Genomic DNA, 25,314 nt, shown 5'->3' with positions numbered 1-25,314 from the left:
GGGGCCAGGGTCGGCAAACCCCGGTCAGTGCGGCAGGTGGCGGCTCACGTACTCGGGGACGGTGTGCATCGGGGGCCGTTCCAGGCCGGTGACCGGGTGGGTGTGGGCGGTGAAGGCACGGGTTTCCGGGTCGCGGGTGAACTGGGTGAGCAGCGGGTGCACCAGGTCGGCGGAGGCCTTGAGGCGGTGGGTGCGGTCGAGGCGTTCCAGGGCCGTGCGGTAGATGGTGGCGGCCATCCGGCCGAGCGCCTGGCCGTCCTGGTGGCGGTGGTGGCGCACGCCCACGTCCACCTGGGCCAGGGCGTCCAGACCGGCGGTCTCCAGGGCGTCGACCAGCAGGCCGAGCTCGACGCCGTAGCCGGTCGGGAACGGCAGCCGTTCGAGGAGCGAGCGGCGGGCCGCGTACTCGCCGCCGAGGGGCTGGACGAAGCCGGCCAGCTCCGGCCAGTGCAGGTTGAGCAGCGGGCGGGCGACCAGCTCGGTGACCCGGCCGCCGCCGGAGGGGACGACCGCGCCGCCCGCGTCGGACGGGCCGCTCGACGGCACTTCGAGCGGCCGGTCGTACATGGCCTTGACCAGCTGGATGTCGGGTTCGGTGAGCAGCGGGCCGATGATGCCGGAGACGAAGGCCGGGTCGAACTCGCGCAGGTCGGCGTCGACGAAGCAGACGATCTCGCCGCTGGTGACCAGCAGGGAGCGCCAGAGCACCTCGCCCTTGCCGGGGGCGGCGGGCAGCCGGGGCAGGATGTCGTCACGGTGCACCACCCGGGCGCCGGCCCCGGCGGCGACCGCGGCGGTGGCGTCGGTGGAGCCGGAGTCGACCACGACGAGTTCGTCGACCAGCGGGAGGCGCTCCATCAGCTCGCGGCGGACGGTGCGGACGATGTCGCCGACGGTGGCCTCCTCGTCCAGCGCGGGCAGGACCACGCTGACGGTGCCCGCCCGGCCCGCCGCCCGTTTGGCGTCCAGCAGCGTGCCGACCGGGCGGTCGGCCGCGCTCCAGGAGCGGCGGCGCAGCCAGGACGCCGCCTGCGGAAGGAGCGCGGGGGTCGGTTCGGCGGGCACGGGTCTCTCCTCGGCGGGTTCGGGTGGGACGGGGCATCTCGCGTGGCGGACGGTCCCGTTCGGGGTTGACGCCTTCGGATACAGTCTTCGTACAGCGATCGGACCTTCGCACGCCGGGGTCACCGCTGAGCAGGACCACAACTTCACAGAGCTCATCCAGAGGGACTGAGGGAACGGCCCGTTGACGTCCCGGCAACCTTCTCGCGCGGCTGTCGTACAGGCCCGGCGGGACAGGTGCCAATTCCGGCCTGTGGCGCGACCGCGTCACGGGGAAGATGAGGAGAGAGGCCTCCGCCATCATGGCTATCGACACCGCCGCACCCGCATCCCTCACCGTTGACCTCGGCCCCGCCGCCGCGCTGTCCTGTCGGGAGTGCGGCACCCGCTTTCCGCTCGGTCCGAGCTTCGCCTGCCTGGAGTGCTTCGGGCCGCTGGAGATCGCGTACGACTTCGGCGGCGAGGCCGCCGAGGACCTGCGCAAGCGGATCGAGGCCGGCCCGGCGTCGATCTGGCGCTACGCCCCGCTGCTGCCCGTTCCGGCCGATGTCGCCGGGAAGCCCAACCTGAACCCGGGCTGGACCCCGCTGGTGAAGGCCGACAACCTGGGCCGTGAGCTGGGCTTCACCGCTCAGCTGCACATCAAGGACGACTCGGGCAACCCCACCCACTCGTTCAAGGACCGCGTGGTGGCCTGCGCCATCGAGGCGGCCCGCGCGTTCGGCTTCACCACGCTGTCCTGCTCGTCCACCGGCAACCTGGCCGGTGCGGTCGGTGCGGCGGCGGCCCGGGCCGGATTCAAGTCCTGCGTGTTCATCCCGCACGACCTGGAGCAGGGCAAGGTCGTGATGGCCGGGGTCTACGGCGGCGAGCTGGTCGGCATCGAGGGCAACTACGACGACGTCAACCGCTTCTGTTCGGAGCTGATCGGCGACCCGGCCGGCGAGGGCTGGGGCTTCGTGAACGTCAACCTCCGCCCGTACTACGGTGAGGGCTCCAAGACGCTGGCGTACGAGATCTGCGAGCAGCTCGGCTGGCGGCTGCCGGAGCAGATCGTCATCCCGATCGCCTCGGGCTCCCAGCTCACCAAGATCGACAAGGGGCTGCAGGAGCTGATCAGGCTCGGTCTGGTCGAGGACCGGCCGTACCGGATCTTCGGGGCGCAGGCGGCCGGCTGCTCGCCGGTGTCGGCCGCGTTCAAGGCCGGCCGGGACGTGATCCGCCCGGTCAAGCCGGACACCATCGCCAAGTCGCTGGCGATCGGCAACCCGGCCGACGGCCCGTACGTGCTGGACATCGCCCGCCGCACCGGCGGCGCGGTCGAGGACGTCACCGACGCCGAGGTGGTGGCCGCGATCAAGCTGCTGGCCCGCACCGAGGGCATCTTCGCCGAGACCGCGGGCGGGGTGACCGTCGGCGTGCTGAAGAAGCTCGTCGAGACCGGGCAGCTGGACCCGGCCAAGGAGACCGTCGCGATCAACACCGGCGACGGCCTGAAGACCCTGGACGCCGTCTCCGACTCCGGCATGACCACCGTCATCCGCCCGACGCTGGAGTCCTTCCGCGACGCCGGCCTCGCCTCCGCCTGACCACCACCCCGCTAGGAGAGCCCCCGCCATGAGCGCCAACGTCCGCATTCCCACCATCCTGCGCACCTACACCGGCGGCTCCGCCGAGGTCGCCGCCGAGGGTGCCACCCTGGGCGATGTCATCGCCGACCTCGACAAGAACCACCCGGGCATCGCCGCCCGCGTCCTGGACGACGCCGGCAAGCTGCGCCGCTTCGTGAACGTCTACGTCAACGACGACGACGTGCGGTTCGCGGAGGGGCTGGCGACCGAGATCAAGGACGGCGCGAGCGTGTCGATCATCCCGGCGGTGGCCGGCGGCTGCTGAGCCCGTCCGCCGCTCTTCCCGGCCGGCCGTTCCCGCGTACGGAATTCCGAATTCCGTACGCGGGGGCGGCCGGCCGCATTTCGGCGGGAATATTTCCGGGTCCAGTCGGAGTAGAGTGTCGCTCGGCTGGGAACAGGGCTCCCCTTCCCCTTTCACCGGCGCCCGAATCCGGCTGAACCCGTATCGCCGGTGACCGTCCGGCCGCTGAGACCGGCGCCGCGCGCACGGCCGTGAAACATGTCAGGCAGATGTCAGAATTCTCAAGGGGATTTGAGTAATTCGTCCGCTATGTCCGGCGTGAAATGCCGATTTCCTCCTGATTTCACCTGAGGTGTCCCCTGGCGGGCCCGGGGAATTCCCTGCGGCTGACCCTGTTGCAGAGGGCGTCGATCCGGATACATTCAGCCGCGATCGACGCGATCGCCCGCCCATCGGATGCCGTCCGGTGGCTCGGCGGGGGACCGCGGCGTGCACGGCTGCGTCCAGGGGGGGTTCCCCGGGCCGGCCTCGAAACCAGACCCGGGCCCGCGACCTGCGGGCGCGTGAAGGGCCAGCACAGCACTAGGGGAGTTCGGAATGGCTCAGGGCACCGTCAAGTGGTTCAACGCGGAGAAGGGCTACGGCTTCATCGCGGTCGACGGTGGTGCGGACGTCTTCGTCCACTACAGCGCGATCCAGATGGACGGCTACCGCACCCTTGAGGAGGGCCAGCGGGTCGAGTTCGAGATCTCTCAGGGGCAGAAGGGCCCGCAGGCGGACATGGTCCGCGCCGCGGTCTGACCTTTCCGACCCCAGGAGTTCGGCTCGGCCCATCGGCTGGTGCGCCTCTTGCTTCGCGACGGGCCCGTACGACACACGTCGTACGGGCCCGTCGCCACGTGCGGCGGCGGGCGCCGCCGCACGTGGCGCCCGGGGCCCGCCGCACGTCCGCCCGCGGGTGGCCGGTGCGGCTCGCGGGTTGCCGATTGGGCTTGCACTCGCCCTGCCAGAGTGCTAATCATTGGCGTTAGCACTCACAGCGTGAGAGTGACAGCGGACCGGGTCGGTGAGGCCCCCGGGAGCGGTAGGGGAAAGGACCCCCGCACACCAGGGCCGTCCGTCGCGGGCACCCCTTGGTCCGAGCAGTCGACCGTGTCCCGGAGGACCACTTCAGATGGCCAAGATCATCGCCTTTGATGAGGAAGCTCGCCGCGGCCTTGAGCGTGGCATGAACCAGCTCGCCGACGCAGTGAAGGTCACGCTCGGCCCCAAGGGTCGCAACGTCGTTCTGGAGAAGAAGTGGGGCGCCCCCACGATCACCAACGACGGTGTCTCCATCGCCAAGGAGATCGAGCTCGAGGACCCGTACGAGAAGATCGGCGCGGAGCTCGTCAAGGAGGTCGCCAAGAAGACCGACGACGTCGCGGGTGACGGCACCACCACCGCCACCGTGCTGGCCCAGGCGCTCGTCCGCGAGGGTCTGCGCAACGTCGCCGCCGGCGCCAACCCGATGGCCCTGAAGCGCGGTATCGAGAAGGCCGTCGCCGCCGTCTCGGACCAGCTGCTGGCCCAGGCCAAGGACGTGGAGACCAAGGAGCAGATCGCCTCCACCGCCTCCATCTCGGCCGCCGACACCCAGATCGGCGAGCTCATCGCCGAGGCCATGGACAAGGTCGGCAAGGAAGGCGTCATCACCGTCGAGGAGAGCAACACCTTCGGTCTGGAGCTTGAGCTCACCGAGGGCATGCGCTTCGACAAGGGCTACATCTCCGCCTACTTCGCCACCGACCTGGAGCGTATGGAGGCGAGCTTCGAGGACCCGTACATCCTCATCGCCAACTCCAAGATCGGCTCGGTCAAGGACCTGCTCCCGCTGCTGGAGAAGGTCATGCAGAGCGGCAAGCCGCTGGTCATCATCGCCGAGGACGTCGAGGGCGAGGCCCTGTCGACCCTGGTCGTGAACAAGATCCGCGGCACCTTCAAGTCCGTCGCCGTCAAGGCCCCGGGCTTCGGCGACCGCCGCAAGGCCATGCTCGGCGACATCGCCATCCTCACCGGTGGCACCGTGATCTCCGAGGAGGTCGGCCTCAAGCTCGAGAACGCCGGCATCGACCTGCTGGGCACCGCCCGCAAGGTGGTCATCACCAAGGACGAGACCACCATCGTCGACGGTGGCGGTGACAGCGAGCAGGTCGCCGGCCGCGTGAACCAGATCCGCGCCGAGATCGAGAACAGCGACTCGGACTACGACCGCGAGAAGCTCCAGGAGCGCCTCGCCAAGCTGGCCGGCGGCGTGGCCGTCATCAAGGCCGGCGCGGCCACGGAGGTGGAGCTCAAGGAGCGCAAGCACCGCATCGAGGACGCCGTCCGCAACGCCAAGGCCGCCGTCGAGGAGGGCATCGTCGCCGGTGGTGGCGTCGCCCTGCTGCAGGCCTCGGTCGCGTTCGACAAGCTGGAGCTCGAGGGCGACGAGGCCACCGGTGCCAACATCGTCAAGGTCGCGCTGGAGGCCCCGATCAAGCAGATCGCGACCAACGCCGGCCTGGAGGGTGGCGTCGTGGTGGAGAAGGTGCGCAACCTTCCCGCCGGTCACGGCCTGAACGCCGCCACCAACGAGTACGTCGACCTGGTCGCCGCGGGCATCATCGACCCGGCCAAGGTCACCCGCTCCGCGCTGCAGAACGCCGCCTCCATCGCGGCGCTCTTCCTCACCACCGAGGCCGTCATCGCCGACAAGCCGGAGAAGGCCGCCGCGGCCGCCGGCGGCGGCATGCCGGGCGGTGACATGGACTTCTGATCCGACTCGATCGGATCGGGCAGTTCCTCGCTCGCATGGGCGGTTCCCTCCGGGGAGCCGCCCATGCGGCGTTCTGCGGGAGAATGGACGGATGGCTTCCACCGGTGACACCGCTGACATCGAGACCGCCCTGCACAACGCGCGGGCGCTGATCCTCGCCGACCTCTCCGCCCGGGACGTGGCGGACGCCGCCGTGGTGTCGCTGGTGGAGAACGCCGTGACACACCGGCGCTGGTGGCTGGAGCAGTGGCCGGACGGCGCCGAGTACGTGCTCGGGCTGGTCGCCCAGGACGTCCAGGACGCGCTGCTGGAGGAGTACGGGCGGTGGCCGCTGTGCACCGCGTGCGCGGCGGACGGGGACCCGCACGCGCTCGGCGTGGAGCCGGAGCTCGGGCCCGAGCCGCACTGGGTGTGCGGCAAGGAGGGGGCGGTGGTGTCGCCCGTCGGCCGGCTGTCGTAGACCGCGCCCGGCCGGGACCGCTTTCGGCCGCCGTCGCGCTCCGGGGCGCGACGGCGGCCCTTGTGCCGCCCGGGGCGTTCGCGGTCCGCGGCGTCCTACTCGGAGCCCTCCAGGAGGCCGAGTTCGGCGGCCAGGTTGGCTCGGGCGGGGGCGTCGAAGCGTTCGCGGGCGGCTGGGGTGCGGTAGAGCGCGGGGAGCGCGAGGAGCCGGCGCAGGACCGCCGCGCGCCCGGCCCGGAAGTCCGGCTCGGGGACGAAGGCGTACTCCGCGCGTACGGCGGCCGCGTACGCCGCGTACGCCTCGGGGGTGCCGCCGAGGACGGCGAGGTCCGCGTCACAGAGCACCTCGCCGTCCCGGTCGCCGGGGGCGGGGCGGTGGGTGGTGGTCAGCCGGACCAGCCGCGCGACCTCGGCCACCCGGGCGGCCGGCAGAGCGGCTTCGGTGAGCGCCCGGACGGTGAGGGCCGCGCTGCGCTCCTCGTTCTCGGAGCGGTCGGGGCGGTAGACGGCGTCGTGGAACCAGGCGGCCAGCCGGACGGTGTCCGGTGCGTCGGCGTGTCCGGCGAGCGTGTCGACGTGGCCCAGCACCGCCCGCAGGTGATCGGTGGCGTGGTAGCGGCGCTGCGGCTCGGCCCAGCGGCGCAGCAGCTCGCGCCCGTACGGTTCGGGGTCGGTGCCGGTGCCGCAGCGGTGCAGCAGGGCGGTCCAGTCGGCGAGCAGATCGGCGGCGGCGGGCGGGCCGGCGGCGGCGGACGTGTTCGGCATGGGGTTCATTGTGCTGGCCCGGGCGGACGGTGTGGCCGGGGCGTCGGGATCGGTCGGGTCGTCCTGATCAGTCTGGGCGTCCGGGTCGGGCGGGTCGGCCGGTGGGAGTTCCACTGGACCTATATGTAGGTTAGCGATATATGTAGTCCTATGACAGAACGTGCGATGCAGGAGCCCACGCTGCTTCTGCTCACGGCATTGGCCGACGCCCCACGGCACGGCTACGCGCTCATCCAGGAGGTCGCCGCGATCTCCGGCGGCCGGGTCACGATGCGGACGGGCACGCTCTACGGCGCCCTCGACCGGTTGCTGCAGCAGGGGCTGATCGAGGTCGCGGCCGAGGAGGTGGTGGACGGCCGGGCCCGGCGCTCGTACGCGCTGACCGGGGCCGGCCGCGCCGCCCTGGCCGGTGAGGCCGAACGGCTGCGTGCCGTCGCCACCGAGGCCGAGCGGCGCCTCGCCGTTGTCCGACCGAGGGTCAGGGGGACCTTCACATGACCACACCCACCGTCATGACCACACAGACGGTCGTCCTGCGGGTCGCGCTCCAGCTCTACCCGGCCTGCTACCGCCGCGAGCGCGGCGACGAACTGGCCGCGGTCTTCGCCGACACCACGGCCGAGGCGGGCAGGCAGGCGCTGGCCCGGGAGGCGCTCGACCTCGCCGCGTACGGCCTGCGGGTGCGGACCAGGCTGACCTCCAGCTCCCTCGGCGGGCGGCTGCTCGGGGCGGCCGCGCCACTGATCGCGGCCGCGGTCGCGGGGGCGAGTCTGTCGCCGTGGTTCAGCGATGTGGACGCCGTCGCCTGGAACTTCGCCGGGGAGACGAGCCTGGGCCGGGCGATCATGATCGCGCAGCCGGTGGTGGCGCTCCTGCTGGCCCTCGCCGCGATGGTGGGGAGCTGGACGGTGGCGCGGATCTTCGCGGTGGGGGTGGTGGTCACCGGGCTGCTCGGCATGAGGGACGCGTTCGCGCCGGAGGCCATGGGCTGGTGGTGGACCCTCTACACGAGCACCTCGGTCGTGCCGTTCGTGCTCTCCGGGCTGCTGGTCATCGCCGCGCCACGGGACCTGCTGAGCCGCCCGACGGGGTGGCCGCGCGCGCTGATGGCGGCGTCGGCGGTCCTGGGCGGACTCATGGTCGCGGCCCAGGGGAACTACGACACCCGCTACCTGATGAACGCCCCGTGGTCGACCGTTCTGGTGGTCGTTCCGCTGTTCCTGGTGCTCACCGTGGTGCGCGGCTGGCTGCTGCCCGCCGCGGCGGGGCTCGCGATGCTGCCGCTGAGTGCGGCCTTCAGCGTGTTCAGCCTCTGGGAGGAGGCCGGCGGTATCTGGCGGCTGCTCCCGGTCGGTACGGCGGCGGTGGCGCTGATGCTGGCGGCGGTTCTGGTCAAGCGGCGGCGCGGCGGCGTTCCCCCGGGTACGGAGGGATGGCGCACCGCGATCTGATCGGACCGGGCCGGGCCGCCGCCGGGCGGCCCGGTCGGCCGGGTGACGACCGGAGGCGGGCCGCGACCGGAGGGCAGGTCCCGGCCAAACGGCCGCACGGGGCTCGCCGGGGGGCCGCGGGATGTGGCAGTCTACCGATATGTCTAGACCAATTCTCGAAGTCATCGCGCTGACGCCCCAGGACGCCCAGGCCGCCGAGTCGGGCGGCGCCGACCGGCTCGAACTGGTCACCGACATGGCCGCCGACGGGCTCACCCCGTCGGTCGAGGACTTCGCCAAGATCCGCGCGGCGGTGGACATCCCGCTGCGCGTGATGCTGCGGATCCGGGACGGCTTCGCGCCGGGCGACCTGGACGAGCTGCGCGCCCGCGCGGCCGCGCTCCGGGCCGAGGGCGCCGACGAGTTCGTCCTCGGCTTCCTGGACGCCGACGGCGCCGTCGACCTGGCCGCCACCGAGGCCGTCGCCGAGGCCGTGGCGGGCTGCCGCTGGACGTTCCACCGGGCGATCGACCACAGCGCCGACCGCGCCGCCGTGCGCGCCGCCGTCGGCGCGCTGCCCGGGCTGGACACCTTCCTGACGTCCGGTGCGGTCGGCGGCGTGGACGCGGGCCGGGAGGTGCTGCTGGCGGAGCTGGCCGCGGCCGGGAAGCCCGGTTACGGCCAGCGGATCCTGATCGGCGGCGGGCTGCGGGCCGAGCACCTGCCGAGCCTGCGGGCGGCCGGCTTCGACGCCTTCCACGTCGGTGGCGCGGTGCGCGTCGACGGGTGGCAGTCGCCGGTGGACGCGGGCAGGGTCGCCGAGTGGCGGGCGCTGATCGACGGCTGAGGGGTGGGTGACGAGTGACAACTGACAGATAACAGACTCTGTTATCTGTCAGTTGTCACTCGTCGTTCGTTGTCCGTCGCCCCGCTGTCGTCAGCGCAGCTGTTCGGGCAGCGGTTCGGCGTGCAGCACCGTGAGCCCCGAGACGGCGCGGGTGAGCGCCACGTACAGGCGCCGCAGGCCGGTCCGCCGGTCGGGCTCGCCGGCGATCACGGCGGCCGGCTCGTCGAGCACCACGTAGTCGTACTCCAGGCCCTTGGCCAGCGAGGCCGGGACGAGGGTCAGCCGGGCCTCCGCGCTGGTCTCGGCGCCGGGGGAGAGGTGCGGCAGACCTGCGGCGGCCAGCGCCTCGGCGAGCAGTGGGACGCGCTCGTCGGCGGCGATCAGGCCGGTCGAGCCCTCGTGCTCCAGCGCCCGGTGACAGGCCGCGATCACCGCCTCCGCCAGCACGCCCCGCTCGACCTGACGGATCGTCAGCGATCCGGGCGCCTCGCGGACCGAACTGGCCGGAGCCAGGCCCGGGGCGATCGCGGGCAGCAGCCGGGAGGCGTACGCGATGACCTCCTCCGGCACCCGGAAGCCCTTGGTCAACTCCTCGATGTGGGCGGCGGGTTTGCCCAGGTGGTGCAGGGCGTCCGGCCAACTGGCCGTCGCCCAGGGGGTGGTGCCCTGGGCGAGGTCGCCGAGGACGGTCGCCGAGCCGGTGGTGCAGCGGCGGCCGACCGCGCGGTACTGCATCGGGGAGAGGTCCTGCGCCTCGTCCAGCACCACGTGGCCCAGCGAGGGGGTGCGCTGCACCAGGTCGGTGGCCTCGTCGACCAGGACGGCGTCGGCGGCCGTCCAGCGGGCGGTCTTCACCGAGCGGCCGGGCCTGGGCCAGAGCACCGTCCGCTGCTCCTCGGGGGTGAGGACGCCGTCCGCGCACTCGGCCAGGAACTCCGGTTCGGAGAGCAGCCGCAGGACCAGCTTGGCCGGTTCGACCAGCGGCCAGCACTGCTTGACCACCGCCTTGACCGCCGGGTTGCGGGCCACCGCGTCCTGCACCCGGTCGTCGGGGGCCTCGCCGCCCTGCTCCATCTTCAGCAGCACGGTGTGCGCGATCCGCTGCGGCAGCGCGTCCCTGGCGGCACCGTAGCGGATCGCGCGGCCCTTCAACTCCTCGATGATCTCGACCAGTTCGTAGGCCGGTACGCGCCAGCGCCGGGAGCCGCGGACCACCACGCAGGGCTCGGTGGGCAGCGTGATGCCCGAGCGCACGGCCCGGCGCAGCACCTCGGCCATCCGGGCGTCGCCCTTCAGCCGGGCCGCCTCCGCGGTGTCCTCGCCCCGGACCTCGACATGCGCGACCAGCTGCTGCACGGTGGCCTGCGCCACCTCCAGCTCGCCCAGGGCGGGCAGCACCTGCTCGATGTAGGAGAGGAAGGCGTTGTTCGGGCCGATGACCAGCGTGCCGGTCCGGGCGAGGCGCTCGCGGTGCGCGTACAGGAGATAGGCGACACGGTGCAGGCCGACGGCGGTCTTCCCGGTGCCGGGGGCGCCCTGGACGCAGACCGTGCCGCTGATGTCGGCACGGACGATCTCGTCCTGCTCGGGCTGGATGGTGGCGACGATGTCGCGCATCGGCCCGACGCGGGGCTTCTCGATCTCGGCGGCGAGCAGGGCGGAGGCGGTGTCCGACTCGGCGGGGTCGGTGAGGTGCTCGTCCTCGTAGGCGGTCAGCTCGCCGCCGGTGTAGCCGAAGCGGCGGCGCCGCTCGACGTCCATCGGCGCGGTCCGGCTGGCCCGGTAGAACGGCTGGGAGACCGGCGCGCGCCAGTCGATCACCATCGGGTCGCCGTCGGCGTCGTGGACGTGCCGCCGGCCGATGTAGAAGTTCTCCCCTCCACTGCCTTCGGACAGCTCCTCGCTGATCGCGTGCAGGTAGTCGAGGCGGCCGAAGAACAGCGGGGTGTGCGAGAGGTCGGCCAGGGCGGCGATCCGGGCCTCGATCTGCTTCTGGAGGACGATGGCGGTGACCCAGGTGCCGGTCACGTCGCGGATGTCCAGCGACTGGACGTCCTCGCGCATCGCTCGCAGCGCGGCCCTGGAGGCGGCCAGATGGTCGCGTTCGCGCTGGAGGGGGTCGGTGGTGGGGGTGGCGGGCACAGCGAACCTTCCCGGCTGCCCCGGAAGCGGGCGCAGCGGATCGTTGGAGCTCACAGTGGGTACAGCCGACCGGTTGCCGAACGGTCGGCGCCTCCCCCGGCTGCCTGCGGGACTCAGCAGGTACCACGGTTCGGGAGGGGGCAGACGAACGATCCTAGACCCGGTGGCCCCACGGTTCCACCCCCGGTTTCCCCGGACGGGGCCCTCAGGGCCTCCGTACATCGGGAGGACGACCTCCGTCCTGCCGGATACGGCCTTTGGGGTGATGTGTCCGGCGCGCCCGGGTTCTACCGTTGAAGACATGAGCACCGTACACATCACGGCGCCCCGGGCAGCGGCCACGACCCCCCGGGTGCCGACCCAGAAGTCCGTCGCCCGCCCCGCCGGAGCGACCGCCGCGACCGTCCCCGGCCGCCGCCGCAACCCGCTGGCCAGGGCCGTCCGCAACGTCGGCATCGCCCTGGACACCGCCGCGCGCGTGGTCTTCCTCGGGCGCGACGGCGTCGGGTACTGATCCTCGGCGGGTACGGACCGGCGGGTACGGACCCGCTAGAGCACGTCGTCCGCGTCGATGATGCGGTAGGCGTAGCCCTGTTCGGCCAGGAAGCGCTGGCGGTGGGCGGCGAAGTCCTGGTCGACGGTGTCGCGGGCCACCACGGAGTAGAAGTGGGCCGCGTGGCCGTCGGCCTTGGGGCGCAGGACGCGGCCGAGGCGCTGGGCCTCCTCCTGGCGGGAGCCGAAGGTGCCGGAGACCTGGATGGCGACGGTCGCCTCGGGCAGGTCGATGGAGAAGTTGGCGACCTTGGAGACCACCAGGACGCTGATCTCCTTGTTCCGGAAGGCCTCGAAGAGCTTTTCCCGCTGGGCGTTGCTGGTCTCGCCCTTGATCACCGGGGCGTCCAGGACCTCGCCGAGCTCGTCGAGCTGGTCGATGTACTGGCCGATGATCAGCGTCTGGTCCTTCTCGTGCTTCTTGACCAGGGCCTCCACCACCCGACGCTTGGTCGCCGTGGTGGCGCAGAAGCGGTAGCGCTCCTCGGGCTCGGCGGTGGCGTAGGCGAGCCGCTCGGTGTCGGTCAGGGTGACGCGGACCTCGCAGCAGTCGGCGGGCGCGATGTAGCCCTGCGCCTCGATCTCCTTCCAGGGCGCGTCGAAGCGCTTGGGGCCGATGAGCGAGAAGACGTCCCCCTCGCGGCCGTCCTCGCGGACCAGGGTGGCGGTCAGACCGAGGCGGCGACGGGCCTGGAGGTCGGCGGTGAACTTGAAGACGGGCGCGGGCAGCAGGTGCACCTCGTCGTAGACCACCAGGCCCCAGTTGCGGGCGTCGAAGAGCTCCAGGTGGGCGTAGACGCCCTTCCGCTTGGTGGTCATCACCTGGTACGTGGCGATGGTGACCGGGCGGATCTCCTTCTTCGTCCCGCTGTACTCGCCGATCTCGTCCTCGGTGAGCGAGGTGCGCTTGACCAGTTCGTGCTTCCACTGCCGGGCCGAGACGGTGTTGGTGACCAGGATCAGGGTGGTCGACTTGGCCTCGGCCATGGCCGCCGCGCCGACCAGCGTCTTGCCGGCGCCGCAGGGCAGGACGACGACGCCGGAGCCGCCGTGCCAGAAGCCCTCGACGGCCTGGGCCTGGTACGGGCGCAGCTGCCAGCCGTTCTGGTCGAGCTCGATGGGGTGCGCCTCGCCGTCCACGTACCCGGCGAAGTCCTCGGCGGGCCAGCCGAGTTTGAGTAGCACCTGCTTGATCTGGCCGCGCTCGGACGGGTGGACGACGACGGTGTCGGGGTCGATCCGGGCGCCGACCAGCGGGGCGATCTTCTTGGAGCGCAGCACCTCCTCCAGCACCGGCCGGTCGGTGCTGGTGAGCACCAGGCCGTGGGTCGGGTGCTTGGAGAGCCGGAGCCGTCCGTAGCGGGCCATGGTGTCGGCCACGTCCACGAGCAGCGCGTGCGGTACCGGGTAGCGCGAGTACGTCACCAGGGCGTCGACCACCTGCTCGGCGTCGTGCCCGGCCGCGCGGGCGTTCCAGAGCCCGAGCGGGGTGATCCGGTAGGTGTGCACGTGCTCGGGGGCGCGTTCGAGTTCGGCGAACGGCGCGATGGTGCGGCGGCAGTCGGCGGCCTTGGGGTGGTCGATCTCCAGGAGAAGAGTTTTGTCGCTCTGGACGATGAGCGGTCCGTCGTTCACGCGGGGAAGCCCTCCACTGGCTGACACTGACAGGCTGGACTGATGACCGGCCGACCGGCCGGGTCGACCGGTTGGTCTGACCGGCTGGTCCGACGCAGACCCTCCAGTGTCGCGCATTTCGTGGCGGACGCGGGCGGCCACCGTGGTTCGGCCGCCTTCGAGGGGCCGGAGCCGCTGTCCGCCGCCCGGGCGGTCGGTGGGCCGGGCGGTGACCGGGGGGCCGCTCCGTCGTTGAGCCGGGCATGAACAAGTCGAAGCGCGTCCTCACAGCCCTCGCCCTCGCCGGTACGGCCTTCGCCGCCACCGCCTCCTCCGCCGGTTCCGCCCACGCCCTCGCGGGCCTCGGCGAGACCGGCGGCCCGTTCGCGGCCGGCGGGTTCCTGCTCGCCGATCTGGTCAGCGGCGGCAGCCTGCCGGTCGGCCAGAGCGAGATCGGCACGCTGGCCGATCAGGCGATCAAGGAGAAGACGCAGCAGGGGCAGGCGCACTGACCCGCTGCGGTGAGCAGGGCCCGCCCCGGGGAGCGGGCTCCGTCCCGGCGGCCGGGCTCCGTTCCGGCGGTCAGGCGGAGTCCTCCAGTTCGGCCACGCCGGTGATCCGGTGGAGGGCGAAGGTGCGGAGTTCGTCGGCGTGGTGGTCGAAGGCGGTGACGTAGCCGCCTTCGACCTTCACCGGGTCGATGATGCGCTGGCTGGCGAGGCCCTCGGCGTTGAGGTAGCCGATCCACATCCGCTCGCCGAGCAGGACGGCGGTCTGCAGGGCGGCGAGGGTCTCGGCCGCGGCGGTGCGCGGCAGCTGCCGCGGGTCGGGGGTGGGCTCGCGGCGGATGGCGGTGGCGGCGCGGTCGCCGGCCCGGATGGCCTTGATGGCGGCCGCGAGGAGAGTGTCGTCGGGCGTGGGCGGGCCGTCGGGGACGGGGACGGGGGCCGCGCGCGGCGGGGTGCGGTGGCGGTCCGGGCGGGTGATCAGGACATCGCCCTCGGCCGACTCGGCGGCGGGCGCGTAGCCCATGGTGCGCAGGGCGGCGAGCAGGACGTCGGGGGCGGCCTGGGAGGCCAGGACGGTGGGGGCGAGCAGGCGCAGCCGCAGATCGACGGAGCGCCGGTCGGCCAGCACCTCGGCGAGCAGCGCCGGGTCGTCGCAGCGCAGGTACGAGGAAGCGGCGCCGACCCGCAGCACGCCGTGTCGGCGGGCGACGTCGTCGATCAGATAGGTGAGCGGCTGGGGTACGGGCGTGCGGGAGTGCTGCTCCAGGAAGACCTGCAGGTCGGCGGCGGTGCGGCCGGCGTCGAGCGCGCGGCGGACGGACTCCGGGGTGAACCGGTAGACGGTGGCGCCGCCCTTGGACTCGATGTCGGCGCAGAGCGCGAGGGCCTGGCCGAGCGGGGCGAGCAGCGGGCCGGGGGCGATCGCGGTGAGGTCCGGCTGGAGGATGACGTGGTCCAGCGGGCGCGGCAGCAGCGGGGCGAGCACCTCGGCCGGGTCGGCCTCGGCGGTCAGCAGGGCGCGGGCGGGGGCGGCGAGGGCGCCGCGGCCGGTGACACCGAGGAGTTCGGCCTCGGCGAGGGTCCAGGCGGTGAGGTCGTCGCGCAGATCGCGGCCCTCGCCGGTGGCCGGGCCGCCGCGCAGCGGGCGCTGCCAGCGCAGGGTGGGCAGCAGTTCGTCGGCGGTGGCAGGGGTGCCGGGCGGCAGTTCGGCGAGCAGGGCGAGAGTGGCCCGGCGGACGGACGGGGCCAGGGTGCGGTCGAGTTCGGGGCCGAGCGCGGCCCGCGGCTTGCCCTTGCCGTCCGGGCTGCCGGTGAGGGCGGCGACGCGGGTGGCGGTGAGCCAGCAGCCGGCCAGCCGGGCCCAGCGTCCGGCGGTGTCCTGCTGGAGCCAGGCGTCGTACCCGGGGGTGGGGGCCCAGCGTTCGTCGGCCTCACCGTCGGGGGCCAGCAGGCCCGCGGTGTAGGCGAGTTCGAGCCAGAAGGCGGCCTGGCGCTCGGTGGTTTCGAGGGCCTGGGCGGTGCGCTTGAGGTCGCGGACGCCGACGCCGCCGGCCCGCAGGGTGGCGGGCGGGGTGAGGCCCCAGAGGTCGAGCAGTTCCTCGACGATCCGGACGGCGGTGTGGGCCTGGCCGGCGGCGGCACTGTCCACAGCCTGTGGATCGCGCGGTGGAGCGTCGGGTACGGGCTCGGGCTGGACCGGTTCGGTCATGCGGTGGGTGCGGCCGCCGCGCAGGTGCAGAGCGAGTTCGCGGGGCAGCACGACGCTGCCGGGGCTGGTGGGCAGCAGCAGACCGCGGGCGAGCAGCCACTCGACCGGGCTCTGCGCGTCCTCGGCGGTGACCGGGCGGGTGGCGTCCGGGACGGTCCCGGTGGGCGGGCCCCAGACCAGGCGGTCCAGCAGGCGCAGGGCCGGTTCGGGGGCGCCGGCGAGCAGGGCGTCGCAGCGGGCGCGGTCGGTGAGCAGCGCGGTGAGCGCGGCGACGGCGGTGACCGGGTCGGGGGTCGCGGGCAGGCCGGCGGAGGCGAGCAGTTGCTGCAGCCGGGCCGGGGACATTCCGGGCGTGGCCTCGGCGAGGGTCGGGCCGAGGCCGGTGCGGCCGGGGTTGGCGGCGGTCGGGGTGAGGGCCTCGCGGACCGCGATGACCAGGCGCAGTCCGTTGTCGGGGCCCCAGAGCAGGGCGCGGTCGCGCAGTGTGGCGAGGGCCCGGGGGAGGGCGGCGGCGACGGCGGCGCGGTCGGCGGTGGTGAGCGGGGTGGCGCCGGGGTGCGGCTTCACCTTGGCGGGGCCGGCCAGCAGGGTCCGGACGGTGGCGAGCGACGCGCCGTCGGGGGCGGCGGCCAGGGCCTCGGCGACCTGGAGGGTGAACCGGTCGAGGCGTTCCAGGGCGCGCAGCGCGGAAGCACGGGAGGAGAGCCGGGCGGCGAGCTGGGTGAGGTCGCCGGGGACGGGATTGAGCAGGTCGGGGCGGGACCGGAGCAGGGCGGCGAGGTCGTCGTCGGGGCGGGTGCGGAGCTCCTCGGCGAGGGTGCGGGGGCCGGCGGCGGACTTCCCGGGGCGTTGGGGGCCCTGCGATGTGGTCATTCGACCTAGGTTAGTCGCGTCGGGTGGCGGTGCGGGATGAGTCGCGGGCGGCTGTCGATCATCCGGGCGGCCCGGGCTCGCGTGGGCGGGGGCCGGATGGGTAGCGTCACGATCGGCGGGGACGGGCTCGGGCAAGGCGGGGTGTTGGGTGATGTCGGACGGCGAGTGGTGGCGTAAGCGCGGGCCGTGGAGCGAGCCGCCGGGCGGCGGCGGGCCGGCGGACGGGGACAGTGTGTACGCGGCCGGGCCGCCCGGTGTGCCGGGGATGCCGTCCGTCCCGCCGGCCCCCGCGGCTCCGCCCAGGGTGTCGGAACCGTTCGGCGAGACGTCCGAGGGGCCGCTCGCGGGGTCGTCGGCCGGTGCGGACGCTCCGCCGGCGTCGCAGCTGTACTCGGCGGACCCGGGCGGCTGGGACCTCGTGATGCTCAACTTCTCGGACGCGCCGCAGGCGCCCCCCAAGCCGATCCCGGAACAGCGGACGCCCGCGGAGGACACGCCGGACCCGGCGCCGGCCGAGGAGACGGCAGCGGGGAAGGCGGCGGGGAAGGGCGGGCGCAGGAACAAGAGGAAGGCCAGGGCCAAGTCCGGGAGCGAGGGCGGCGGGGCCCCGGCGGGGGCGCCGCGGCAGAGCGTGCTGGCCGGCCGCCGCCCGTCGCCGTTGCTCCTGCTGTCCTCGGTGACGCTGGTCGGCGGTGCGGTCGTCGGGCTGGTCCCGGCGCTGCTGGTGGGCTGGGCGCTCGGCTACCTGTCCCGTCAACTGACCGACTTCACCCGTAAGTTCGCCATTCTCGGCATTCCGCTGATCACGATGAGCGCGACCACCGTCTGGTTCTGGGGCCGCGCCCAGGGCCGCTGGGGCGAGGCGCTTCAGCCGGGCGAGCAGGTCGGCCAGGTGACCTGGTCCGCGGCCCCCGGGGCGCTGCGGGTGGCGGCGGTGCTCTCGGCGCTGTTCCTGCTCGGGGTGGCCATGCGGCGGGCGGCCCGGACGGAGGGCTGAGGCCGGGGCCTCGCGTGCCGCGCCTCCCGGCTGTTCTCGCCGGTCCCCGTCCGCGCCGATCACGGGTGGAGCCGGACGGGCGGCACGCGGCCGGCCAGGCCTACGCCCCCAGAAAGCGCTGGAGCTGGGCGAGGACGAAGTTGGCGCCGGTGTAGCCGATGCCCTGGAACCAGAGCTGGTCGTCGACGGGGAAGGCCCGGTGGGCGTGGACGGCGCCGAGGGCCTGCCAGCCGGGGCTCGCCAGGGTGGCGGTGGTGCCGGCCCGGCCGGGGTTGCCGTAGGTGGCGTAGAGCAGCAGGTCGCCGTCGGCCCTGGCGATCTGGTCCAGGGGGATCTCGATGTCGGCCTGGTCGACGTTCTGGGCGTCCGGGCGGCCGAGTTGGACGTCGGTGAGCAGGGTGCCGGGGAAGCTCTGTTTGCCGTACAGCCGGATGCCGCCGCCCTCGACGAAGCGGACGAGGCTGATCTTCCGGCCGGACGCCTTGGCGCCGGCCAGCGCCTGGATCACCTGGGAGACGTGCCGCTGGTAGGCGCCGGCGAAGGCGGTGGCCGCGTTCTGACGGCTGAGCGCCTGGGCGTGCAACTGGACGTTGGCCTTCCACGGGGCGCCGGTGGTCTGGGTGAGGACGGTGGGGGCGATCTGCCGCAGCGTGTCGTAGCGGTCGCCGTCCCGGGCCTGGTTGGAGAGGATCAGGTCGGGACGCACGGCGCGGATCGCGTCGAGGTCCGGGGCGCCGGGAGCGCCGACCGGGGTGATCCCGGCGACCCGGGAGGCGGGCCAGTAGTCGGGGAACGTGGGGTCGACGGCTGCCCGGGCCGCGCCTACCGGGGTGATGCCGAGGGTCAGCGCGGAGTCGAGTTCGGCGGTGTCCAGGGTGACGACACGCATCGGCGCGCCCGGTACCGTCACCGGGCCCATCGCGGTGTTGACGGTGACGGCGGGCAGCGGGGTGGGGGAGAGGACACCGGCGGCGTTGTCGGCGAGCGGGGTGCCGCGCCGCGCGGTGCACCCGGTGAGGGCGGCGCCGCCGAGCCCGGTGAGCAGGGTACGGCGGGTGATCGGGGGCATCGGCGGTCCTCGGACGGGGGCGAACGGGCGGCGGCGCGTCGATTATGTCTGAAATGATGCTATGCGTCCTCGTCTGCGGCCTGTGGCGCGCCCCCCGCCGGTCGTGCCGTGGTCGTGCCGTGGCCGTCAGGCGTCCGCCTTCACCGCCCACGGCGAGCCTGGGACGACCAGGGGTGTGCCGGTGACCGGGTCCGGCACGACCACCGAGTCCAGCCCGAAGACCTCCCGCACCAGCTCCGCCGTGACGACCTCGCCCGGCGTGCCCTGGGCGACGATCCGCCCGTCCCGCATCGCGACCAGGTGGTCGGCGTACCGGGCGGCCTGGTTGAGGTCGTGCAGCACGGCGACCACCGTCCGGCCGCGTTCGACGTTGAGGCGTCGTACCAGGTCCAGGACCTCGACCTGGTGGGCGATGTCCAGGAAGGTGGTCGGCTCGTCCAGCAGCAGGATGTCGGTGCCCTGGGCGAGCGCCATCGCGATCCAGGCCCGCTGGCGCTGGCCCCCGGAGAGCTCGTCCACACTGCGTTCGGCCAGCTCGGCGGTCGACGTCCGCTCCAGTGCCTCGGCCACCGCCTCCTCGTCCTCCGCCGACCACTGCTGCCACCAGCTCTGGTGCGGCTGGCGGCCGCGCGAGACCAGGTCGGCCACCGAGATGCCCTCGGGCGCGGTCGGGGACTGCGGCAGCAGCCCGATCCGCTGGGCGATCCGCTTGGTGGGGATCCGGGCCAGCTCGGCGCCGTCCAGCAGCACCGCGCCCCGGACGGGCTTCAGCAGCCGGCCGAGCGCGCGCAGCAGGGTGGACTTGCCGCAGGCGTTCGGGCCGACGATCACCGTCACCCTGCCGTCGGGAATCCGCAGGTCCAGCCCCTCGGCGACGGTACGCGCCTCGTAGGCGAGGGTCAGGCCCCGGGCTTCGAGGCGGTGGTCGGGCGCCGGGCCGGCGGGCGCCGGGGCGGCGGGCACCAGGTGATCGGGCATCAGGAACCTCCACGGCGGGATCGGACGAGCAGCCACATCAGGTACGGCGCGCCGACCAGGCCGGTCACCACGCCGACCGGCAGTTCGGTGGGCGCGAGCAGCCGTCGGGCCAGCAGGTCGGCCAGGACGACCACCAGCGCGCCGGTCAGCGCCGAGCAGAGCAGCGGGATCTGCGCCGAGCGGGCCAGCCGCAGGGCGATCTGCGGGGCCATCAGCGCGACGAAGTCCACCGGCCCGGCCGCGCCCGCCGCGCACGAGGCCAGCACGATGCCGAGCAGCGCCATGCCGAGCCGGATCCGGTCCAGCCGCAGGCCGAGCCCGACGGCGGTGGTGTCGTCGAAGGAGATCGAGCGCTGTGCCCGCGCCGCCCAGAGCGCCACCGGGACGGCGGCCAGCAGCACCTGGGCCAGCCAGCCGGCCTGGTCGTAGCCGGAGCCGTTGAGGCTGCCGGTCATCCAGACCTTGGCGGCCTGCGCCTGGAAGCCGTCGCCCTTGGTGAGGAAGACCGAGGTGAGCGAGGAGAGCGCGACGCTGATGCCGATGCCGATCAGTACGAAGCGCTGGGCGTGCAGGCCGCGCCGCCAGGCCAGCGCGTACACCAGCAGGCCGGCCACCAGCCCGCCGGCCACCGCCGCGTAGGGCACCTGGCCGGTGGAGCCGACCACGCCGTACGCCATCAGGCCGACCACCGTGGCGGTGGCGCCCCAGGAGACGCCGACCACGTCTGGGCTGGCCAGCGGGTTGCGGGCGACGGTCTGGATCAGCGCGCCGGCCAGCCCGAGGGCGGTGCCGACCAGCAGACCGACCACCACCCGGGGCAGCCGGAACTCGCCGACCACCAACTGGTGCGCGCTCGGCTGCCCGAGCACCACCTTCACCACCTCGGCGGGCGAGACGGTGGACTCGCCGAGGCAGAGCGAGGCGACGACGGTGACGGCCAGCGCCAGCAGCAGACCGGTGGCCACGAACGCGGAGCGGCGGTGCAGCAGGAAGGAGGCGCGGCCGGCCCGCAGCACGGTGTACCCCCGCAGCGCGACGGAACTCATGCCGCCACCACCTTCCGGCGGCGGACCAGGGCGACCAGCACCGGCACCCCGACCAGTGCGGTCATCACACCGGCAGGCACCTCGGAGGGCGGGAAGAGCACCCGGCCGAGCGCGTCGGCGAGCAGCAGCAGCGCCGGGCCGAGCACGGCGGAGAAGGCGAGTACCCAGCGGTGGTCGGCGCCGGCCACCGCGCGGGCGGCGTGCGGGACGGCGAGGCCGACGAAGGCGATCGGGCCGGCCGCGGCGACCGCCGAACCGGTCAGCACGGTGGCGCCGAGCGCGCCGACCGCCCGGACCAGCCCGGTCTTCGCGCCGAGCCCCCTGGCGGTGTCGTCGCCGAGCGCCAGCGCGTCCAGCCCGCGCGCCACCGCGAACACCAGCACCGTGCCGACCAGCAGGAACGGCATCAGCTGCCAGGCCACGTCGGCGGTGCGCCCGGAGAGCGAACCGACGTGCCAGAAGCGGAACCGGTCCATGGTGGCCGCGTCGGTGGTGAGCACCAGGGTGTTGAGCGAGGCGATGAACGCGGACATCGCGGAGCCGGCCAGCGCCAGCTTGATCGGGGTCGCCCCACCCCGCCCGCGCCCCGCCAGCCCGTACACCAGCACGGTGGCGATCACCGCCCCGGCGAAGCCGAACCAGACGTAGCCGGTCAGGGAGGAGATCCCGAACCCGGAGATCGCCACCACTACGCCGGCCGCCGCGCCCTGGCTGACGCCGAGAATGCCCGGGTCGGCGATCGGGTTGCGGGTGATGCCCTGCATGACGGCGCCGGCCAGGCCGAGCGCGGCGCCGACCGCGAGGCCGACCACCGTCCGCGGCACCCGCAGCTCGCGGACGACCACGGCGTTGGTGCTGTCCCCGCCGTGCAGCAGGGCGTCGACGGTCTCACTGAACGGGATGGTGCGGCTGCCGACCGCCAGGCTCAGCAGCACCGCGGCGACCAGCACGGTCAGCGCGGCGGCGAGCCACAGTGCGCGGCGGCGCAGCAGGCGCCGTTTGCCGGGCGCGGTGGTGTCGGTCATGGCTCTCTCTCGCAGATAACTGAGGCAAACCTAAGTTCCGCGGAGAAGCCGGGGCAAATCACCCCCGTGTCCATGGTGGACGGGTTGGATAACCTGGCGGTATGCCCTCGACCCCGCCTGCCGCCCCGCTCACCGTCGGCTTCGACCTCGACATGACGCTGCTCGACACCAGGCTCGGCATCCGGGCCACCTATCTCGCGCTCTCGGCCGAGACCGGCACGTACATCGACGCCGACCTGGTGGTCACCCGGCTCGGCCCGCCGCTCCTGGACGAACTGGGCAACTGGTTCCCGGCCGACCGGCTGCCCGGCATCGCCGACCGCTACCGCACGCTCTACCAGGAGCACGCCTTCGCCCCCACCGTCGCCCTGCCCGGCGCCCACGCGGCGGTCGAGGCGGTCCGCGCGCACGGCGGCCGGGTCGCGGTGATCACGGGCAAGTACGAGCCGAACGCCCGGCTGCACCTGGAGCACGCGGGTCTGCACGCCGACGCGCTGGCCGGCGACCTGTGGGCGGAGACCAAGGGCGACGCGCTGCGCGAGCACGGTGCGACGGTCTACGTCGGCGACCACCTCGGCGACATCCGGGGCGCCCGGCACGCGGACGCGGTCGCGGTGGGCGTGGCCACTGGCCCCTACCGCGCGGACGAACTGCTGGCGGCGGGCGCGGACGCGGTGCTGGCCGACCTGACGGAGTTCCCGGCCTGGCTGGCCGGGCACCTGGCGGAGACGCTCTAGCGCCAGGGCCGGAGCGGGTGCCGCCGGGCGGTCAGGCCCCGACCCGGCGGCGCTGGGCGCGGGCCGAGAGCAGCAGGCCGGCCAGGGCGAGCAGGAAGCCCAGCGGCATCAGCATGCTCAGCCAGTACGCGGCCGTCGGCAGCGGGGTGAGGTGCAGGAACAGCGGGACGAAGGTGACCAGGGTGGCGAGCGCGCCCAGCCCGAAGACGATCGCTCCGGCCTTGACGTAGGCGTCGCCGTGGTCGGCGCTCTGGCTGCTCACTCTGGTCGCTCCTCTGCGGTCGGTCCTTCCCCCAGTCTGGCAGAGCGCCCGGACCGGTCGGTCGGAGCGTCCGGTCCGACCCGGCAGGGCGTCCGGTCCGACCGGCCCGCGGACCGCTTCGCGGACGGGCGGTCCGGTCACGTTGTGCAGTTTCCCGGCAGCTGGGAGTTTTGATCCCTGTTGAGCGGGGGTATGCAGGCTGTGCCGAGGGGTGCGACAAGTGCGCCCCGTCTCCTCAGACCGGGGGTGTGAGCCAGTGGACTGCGCCGCGTCGCGCCCCGGCCATGCCAGTACCGGGTCACCCGTGGCCGTCAGAGCCCCGCACGGATCTTTCGCGGAACGCGGATGAGGCAGTGACGGACCGTTAGTCTGCTTTCTACAGCGTGCTGACCACGAGCGCCTACCGGGCGTGCACGGAAGGTCGGCCCGCCCTCCCACCACCCAGTGATCCCCGGCCAGGGCCGGGATCCCTCACACCCACATCGAGGACTGTTCGAGATGCCCACCGGCCAGGTCAAGTGGTTCAACGAGACGAAGGGCTTCGGCTTCCTGTCGCGCGACGACGGCGGCGACGTCTTCGTCCACACCAAGGCGCTGCCCGCCGGTGTCACCGCGCTGAAGCCGGGCCAGCGGGTCGAGTTCGGCGTGGTCGCGGGCCACCGGGGCGACCAGGCGATGGCCGTGCAGCTGCTGGACGCACTGCCGTCGGTGGCCGCCGCCCAGCGCAAGAGCGCCGACGACATGGCGCCGATCGTCCAGGACCTGATCACCACGCTGGACGCGGTGCTGCCAGGCCTCCAGCACGGCCGTTACCCGGCCAAGCCGACCGGCCAGAAGCTGGCCGGCCTGCTGCGCGCGGTGGCGGACCAGTTCGACGTGTAGCCCCGCCCGGGCGCCCGGCTGGTCGGGCGCCCGGTCCGTCGGGCGTCGGACCGGTCGGGCGTCGGACCGCTCAGAAGTCGAGCGCGCCCGGGGCGAGCGGGGGCACCAGCCCCTCGGCGGCGGCCCGGGTGAGCAGTGCGCGCACGGCCGCGTAACCCTCCTCGCCGAGGTCCGCGGTGAACTCGTTCACGTACAGCCCGATGTGCTGCTCCGCGACGGCCGGGTCCATCTCCTGCGCGTGCGCCAGCACGTACTCCCGGCCGGCCCGCGGGTCCGCCCAGGCCTGCCGGACGGAGGCGCGGATCGCCTCGCCGATCGCCCGCAGCCGCTCGGCGCCGAGCGAGCGCCGGGCGATGATCGCGCCGAGCGGGATCGGCAGGCCGGTCTCCCGCTCCCAGGCCTCGCCCATGTCGGCGAGGCTGTGCAACCCGTACTGCCGGTACGTGAAGCGGGCCTCGTGGATCACCAGGCCGGCGTCCACCCGGCCGTCCCGGACGGCGGGCATGATCTCGTGGAACGGCAGGACGACGATCTTCCCGAGCCCGCCGGGCACCGCCCTGGCCGCCCAGAGCCGGAACAGCAGGTAGGCGGTGGAGCGTTCGGAGGGCACCGCGACGGTCCGGCCGCTGAGGTCCGCCGGCTCCGGGGTCTCGCCGGCGGGGCCGGGGCGGGTGAGCACCAGGGGCCCGCAGCCCCGGCCGAGCGCGCCGCCGCAGGGCAGCAGGGTGTACTCGTCCAGCACCCAGGGCAGCGCGCCGTAGCTGATCTTGAGGACGTCCAGCTCGCCGCGTTCGGCGAGGCCGTTGGTGATGTCGATGTCCGCGAAGGTGACCTCGGGGGCCTCCGCGCCCGGCACCAGGCCGTGGGCCCAGGCGTGGAAGACGAAGGTGTCGTTCGGGCAGGGCGAGTAGGCGATGCTCAGCCGTTCAGCCACGGCCGGCCTCCTTGAGCAGCTCGGGGTACGGGAGTTCGGCGAAGGCCCGTTCCAGCGCGGCCAGCGCCTCGCCGATCCGCCAGGCGGCCCGGTCGCGCGGGCCCACCGGGTTGGAGACGGTGCGCAGTTCGAACACCGGCACCCCGTGCCGGGCGGCCGCCTCGGCCACCCCGAAGCCCTCCATCGCCTCGGCCACCGCGCGGGGGTGGCGGGCGGTCAGGGCCGCGGCGCGGTCGGCGCCGCCGGTCACCGTGGAGACGGTGAGCACGGTGCCGGTGACGGCCCCCAGTGCCTCGGCGGCGCGGGCCACGGCGGCGGCGGGCGGGGTGTGCCGGACGGTGCCGAAGCCCAGTTCGGTGACGTCGGCGAAGCCCTCGGGGGTCTCGGCGCCCAGGTCGGCGGCGACGATCGCGTCGGCGACCACGGTGGCGCCCACCGGCGCGTGCGGGGCGAAACCGCCGCCGATGCCGGCCGAGACGGCCAGCCCGTAGCGGCGGGCGCCGAGCGCGGCGGACGCGGCCGAGGCGGCGGCGGCCGGTCCGACCCCGCCCGCCAGGACGTCCACCGTCACGCCCGAGGAGTGCTCGGCGCGGTGCAGTTCACCGCCCGGTACCGGCAGCGGGCGGGCGGTACCGGCCAGGCCGCGCAGCACCGCCTCCGCCTCGGCCGGCACCGCGACGACGACGAGCAGCCGGGCCCGCTCGGGGCTCGACCGCTCGTCGGGGAAGGCGTGTGCGGTCATCGGGTGACC

General features: G+C 73.8%; 25 protein-coding genes and 1 riboswitch. Of the genes, 13 read left to right on the top strand and 12 right to left on the bottom strand.

The features are described from left to right. Positions 1 to 24: 24 nt before the first annotated feature. Positions 25 to 1,065: a glucosyl-3-phosphoglycerate synthase gene (locus ACIO5D_RS08360; protein ID WP_363612605.1), complete on the bottom strand. Its 1,041-nt coding sequence runs from the start codon at positions 1,063 to 1,065 to the stop codon at positions 25 to 27. Positions 1,066 to 1,214: 149 nt separating this feature from the next. Continuing rightward, positions 1,215 to 1,347, top strand: a riboswitch (SAM riboswitch). Positions 1,348 to 1,364: 17 nt separating this feature from the next. Here ACIO5D_RS08360 and thrC point away from each other — a divergent pair. The 5 genes from thrC (at position 1,365) to ACIO5D_RS08335 (ending at position 6,194) form a co-directional block, all read left to right on the top strand. Next, a complete protein-coding gene (gene thrC / locus ACIO5D_RS08355; protein WP_400653689.1) occupies positions 1,365 to 2,651 on the top strand; it encodes a threonine synthase in 1,287 nt (428 codons plus the stop codon). Between the two features lie 28 nt (positions 2,652 to 2,679). Beyond that, the gene (locus tag ACIO5D_RS08350; RefSeq protein WP_363612600.1) at positions 2,680 to 2,958 is read left to right on the top strand and encodes a ubiquitin-like small modifier protein 1; all 279 of its coding nucleotides are present in this window, start codon (positions 2,680 to 2,682) and stop codon (positions 2,956 to 2,958) included. A 576-nt stretch (positions 2,959 to 3,534) separates the two neighbouring features. Beyond that, positions 3,535 to 3,738, top strand: coding sequence for a cold-shock protein (locus ACIO5D_RS08345; protein WP_030289665.1), 204 nt, complete (start codon positions 3,535 to 3,537; stop codon positions 3,736 to 3,738). Between the two features lie 373 nt (positions 3,739 to 4,111). Next, the gene (groL, locus tag ACIO5D_RS08340; RefSeq protein WP_363612598.1) at positions 4,112 to 5,734 is read left to right on the top strand and encodes a chaperonin GroEL; all 1,623 of its coding nucleotides are present in this window, start codon (positions 4,112 to 4,114) and stop codon (positions 5,732 to 5,734) included. Positions 5,735 to 5,825: 91 nt separating this feature from the next. Then, the gene (locus ACIO5D_RS08335; protein WP_400653690.1) at positions 5,826 to 6,194 is read left to right on the top strand and encodes a hypothetical protein; all 369 of its coding nucleotides are present in this window, start codon (positions 5,826 to 5,828) and stop codon (positions 6,192 to 6,194) included. 95 nt (positions 6,195 to 6,289) lie between these two features. Here the strand turns inward: ACIO5D_RS08335 and ACIO5D_RS08330 are convergent, their stop codons facing one another. Next, positions 6,290 to 6,958 carry a hypothetical protein gene (locus ACIO5D_RS08330; RefSeq protein WP_400794349.1) on the bottom strand — a complete coding sequence of 223 codons (669 nt, stop codon included), beginning with the start codon at positions 6,956 to 6,958 and terminating at the stop codon, positions 6,290 to 6,292. 150 nt (positions 6,959 to 7,108) lie between these two features. Here ACIO5D_RS08330 and ACIO5D_RS08325 point away from each other — a divergent pair, with 150 nt between their 5' ends. From ACIO5D_RS08325 to ACIO5D_RS08315, 3 genes are all read left to right on the top strand, one after another. Then, a complete protein-coding gene (locus tag ACIO5D_RS08325; RefSeq protein WP_363612592.1) occupies positions 7,109 to 7,456 on the top strand; it encodes a PadR family transcriptional regulator in 348 nt (115 codons plus the stop codon). A gap of 14 nt (positions 7,457 to 7,470) precedes the next feature. After that, on the top strand, positions 7,471 to 8,409 hold the full coding sequence (locus ACIO5D_RS08320; RefSeq protein WP_400794347.1) for a hypothetical protein: 939 nt from the start codon (positions 7,471 to 7,473) through the stop codon (positions 8,407 to 8,409). A 139-nt stretch (positions 8,410 to 8,548) separates the two neighbouring features. Then, positions 8,549 to 9,235, top strand: a complete 687-nt coding sequence (locus ACIO5D_RS08315; protein ID WP_400794345.1) for a copper homeostasis protein CutC — start codon at positions 8,549 to 8,551, stop codon at positions 9,233 to 9,235. 90 nt (positions 9,236 to 9,325) lie between these two features. Here ACIO5D_RS08315 and ACIO5D_RS08310 read toward each other — a convergent pair whose 3' ends face one another. Further along, on the bottom strand, positions 9,326 to 11,377 hold the full coding sequence (locus ACIO5D_RS08310; RefSeq protein WP_400653693.1) for a HelD family protein: 2,052 nt from the start codon (positions 11,375 to 11,377) through the stop codon (positions 9,326 to 9,328). A gap of 301 nt (positions 11,378 to 11,678) precedes the next feature. Here ACIO5D_RS08310 and ACIO5D_RS08305 point away from each other — a divergent pair, with 301 nt between their 5' ends. Continuing rightward, positions 11,679 to 11,891: a hypothetical protein gene (locus ACIO5D_RS08305; RefSeq protein WP_363612584.1), complete on the top strand. Its 213-nt coding sequence runs from the start codon at positions 11,679 to 11,681 to the stop codon at positions 11,889 to 11,891. Between the two features lie 35 nt (positions 11,892 to 11,926). On the opposite strand, the gene ACIO5D_RS08300 is transcribed toward ACIO5D_RS08305, so the two are convergent. Next, positions 11,927 to 13,564, bottom strand: coding sequence for a DNA repair helicase XPB (locus ACIO5D_RS08300; protein ID WP_363612582.1), 1,638 nt, complete (start codon positions 13,562 to 13,564; stop codon positions 11,927 to 11,929). A 242-nt stretch (positions 13,565 to 13,806) separates the two neighbouring features. On the opposite strand from ACIO5D_RS08300, the gene ACIO5D_RS08295 reads away from it, so the two are divergent. Further along, positions 13,807 to 14,055: a hypothetical protein gene (locus ACIO5D_RS08295; protein ID WP_400794343.1), complete on the top strand. Its 249-nt coding sequence runs from the start codon at positions 13,807 to 13,809 to the stop codon at positions 14,053 to 14,055. Between the two features lie 70 nt (positions 14,056 to 14,125). Here ACIO5D_RS08295 and ACIO5D_RS08290 read toward each other — a convergent pair whose 3' ends face one another. Next, entirely contained in the window at positions 14,126 to 16,633 is a 2,508-nt protein-coding gene (locus ACIO5D_RS08290; protein ID WP_363612578.1) for a helicase C-terminal domain-containing protein, read from the bottom strand. Between the two features lie 151 nt (positions 16,634 to 16,784). Between ACIO5D_RS08290 and ACIO5D_RS08285 the strand changes: the two genes are divergently transcribed. Next, entirely contained in the window at positions 16,785 to 17,630 is an 846-nt protein-coding gene (locus ACIO5D_RS08285; RefSeq protein WP_400757289.1) for a hypothetical protein, read from the top strand. A 100-nt stretch (positions 17,631 to 17,730) separates the two neighbouring features. On the opposite strand, the gene ACIO5D_RS08280 is transcribed toward ACIO5D_RS08285, so the two are convergent. The 4 genes from ACIO5D_RS08280 to ACIO5D_RS08265 form a co-directional block, all read right to left on the bottom strand. Next, complete coding sequence (locus ACIO5D_RS08280) at positions 17,731 to 18,699, bottom strand: iron-siderophore ABC transporter substrate-binding protein (RefSeq protein ID WP_363612574.1); 969 nt, start codon at positions 18,697 to 18,699, stop codon at positions 17,731 to 17,733. A 126-nt stretch (positions 18,700 to 18,825) separates the two neighbouring features. Then, positions 18,826 to 19,677 (bottom strand): ABC transporter ATP-binding protein, encoded by an 852-nt coding sequence (locus ACIO5D_RS08275; RefSeq protein WP_400794341.1) that lies wholly within the window; start codon positions 19,675 to 19,677, stop codon positions 18,826 to 18,828. Then, positions 19,677 to 20,723, bottom strand: coding sequence for a FecCD family ABC transporter permease (locus ACIO5D_RS08270; RefSeq protein ID WP_400757293.1), 1,047 nt, complete (start codon positions 20,721 to 20,723; stop codon positions 19,677 to 19,679). The genes ACIO5D_RS08275 and ACIO5D_RS08270 overlap by 1 nt, the downstream gene beginning before the upstream one ends. After that, complete coding sequence (locus ACIO5D_RS08265) at positions 20,720 to 21,748, bottom strand: iron ABC transporter permease (RefSeq protein WP_363612568.1); 1,029 nt, start codon at positions 21,746 to 21,748, stop codon at positions 20,720 to 20,722. The genes ACIO5D_RS08270 and ACIO5D_RS08265 overlap by 4 nt, the downstream gene beginning before the upstream one ends. A gap of 101 nt (positions 21,749 to 21,849) precedes the next feature. On the opposite strand from ACIO5D_RS08265, the gene ACIO5D_RS08260 reads away from it, so the two are divergent. Then, positions 21,850 to 22,485: an HAD family hydrolase gene (locus ACIO5D_RS08260; RefSeq protein ID WP_363612566.1), complete on the top strand. Its 636-nt coding sequence runs from the start codon at positions 21,850 to 21,852 to the stop codon at positions 22,483 to 22,485. Positions 22,486 to 22,516: 31 nt separating this feature from the next. On the opposite strand, the gene ACIO5D_RS08255 is transcribed toward ACIO5D_RS08260, so the two are convergent. Then, positions 22,517 to 22,747, bottom strand: coding sequence for a hypothetical protein (locus ACIO5D_RS08255; protein WP_363607906.1), 231 nt, complete (start codon positions 22,745 to 22,747; stop codon positions 22,517 to 22,519). A gap of 498 nt (positions 22,748 to 23,245) precedes the next feature. Here ACIO5D_RS08255 and ACIO5D_RS08250 point away from each other — a divergent pair, with 498 nt between their 5' ends. Continuing rightward, positions 23,246 to 23,629 (top strand): cold-shock protein, encoded by a 384-nt coding sequence (locus ACIO5D_RS08250; RefSeq protein ID WP_363607905.1) that lies wholly within the window; start codon positions 23,246 to 23,248, stop codon positions 23,627 to 23,629. 70 nt (positions 23,630 to 23,699) lie between these two features. Here ACIO5D_RS08250 and ACIO5D_RS08245 read toward each other — a convergent pair whose 3' ends face one another. Then, positions 23,700 to 24,563: a 1,4-dihydroxy-6-naphthoate synthase gene (locus ACIO5D_RS08245; RefSeq protein WP_363607904.1), complete on the bottom strand. Its 864-nt coding sequence runs from the start codon at positions 24,561 to 24,563 to the stop codon at positions 23,700 to 23,702. After that, complete coding sequence (locus ACIO5D_RS08240) at positions 24,556 to 25,305, bottom strand: futalosine hydrolase (protein WP_363607903.1); 750 nt, start codon at positions 25,303 to 25,305, stop codon at positions 24,556 to 24,558. Before ACIO5D_RS08240 ends, ACIO5D_RS08245 begins: the two co-directional genes overlap by 8 nt. Positions 25,306 to 25,314: the final 9 nt, after the last annotated feature.

Source organism: Kitasatospora sp. NPDC087315, assembly GCF_044744345.1.
Classification (GTDB): Bacteria; Actinomycetota; Actinomycetes; order Streptomycetales; family Streptomycetaceae; genus Kitasatospora.
This window is presented reverse-complemented; position numbering and strand designations above follow the sequence as displayed.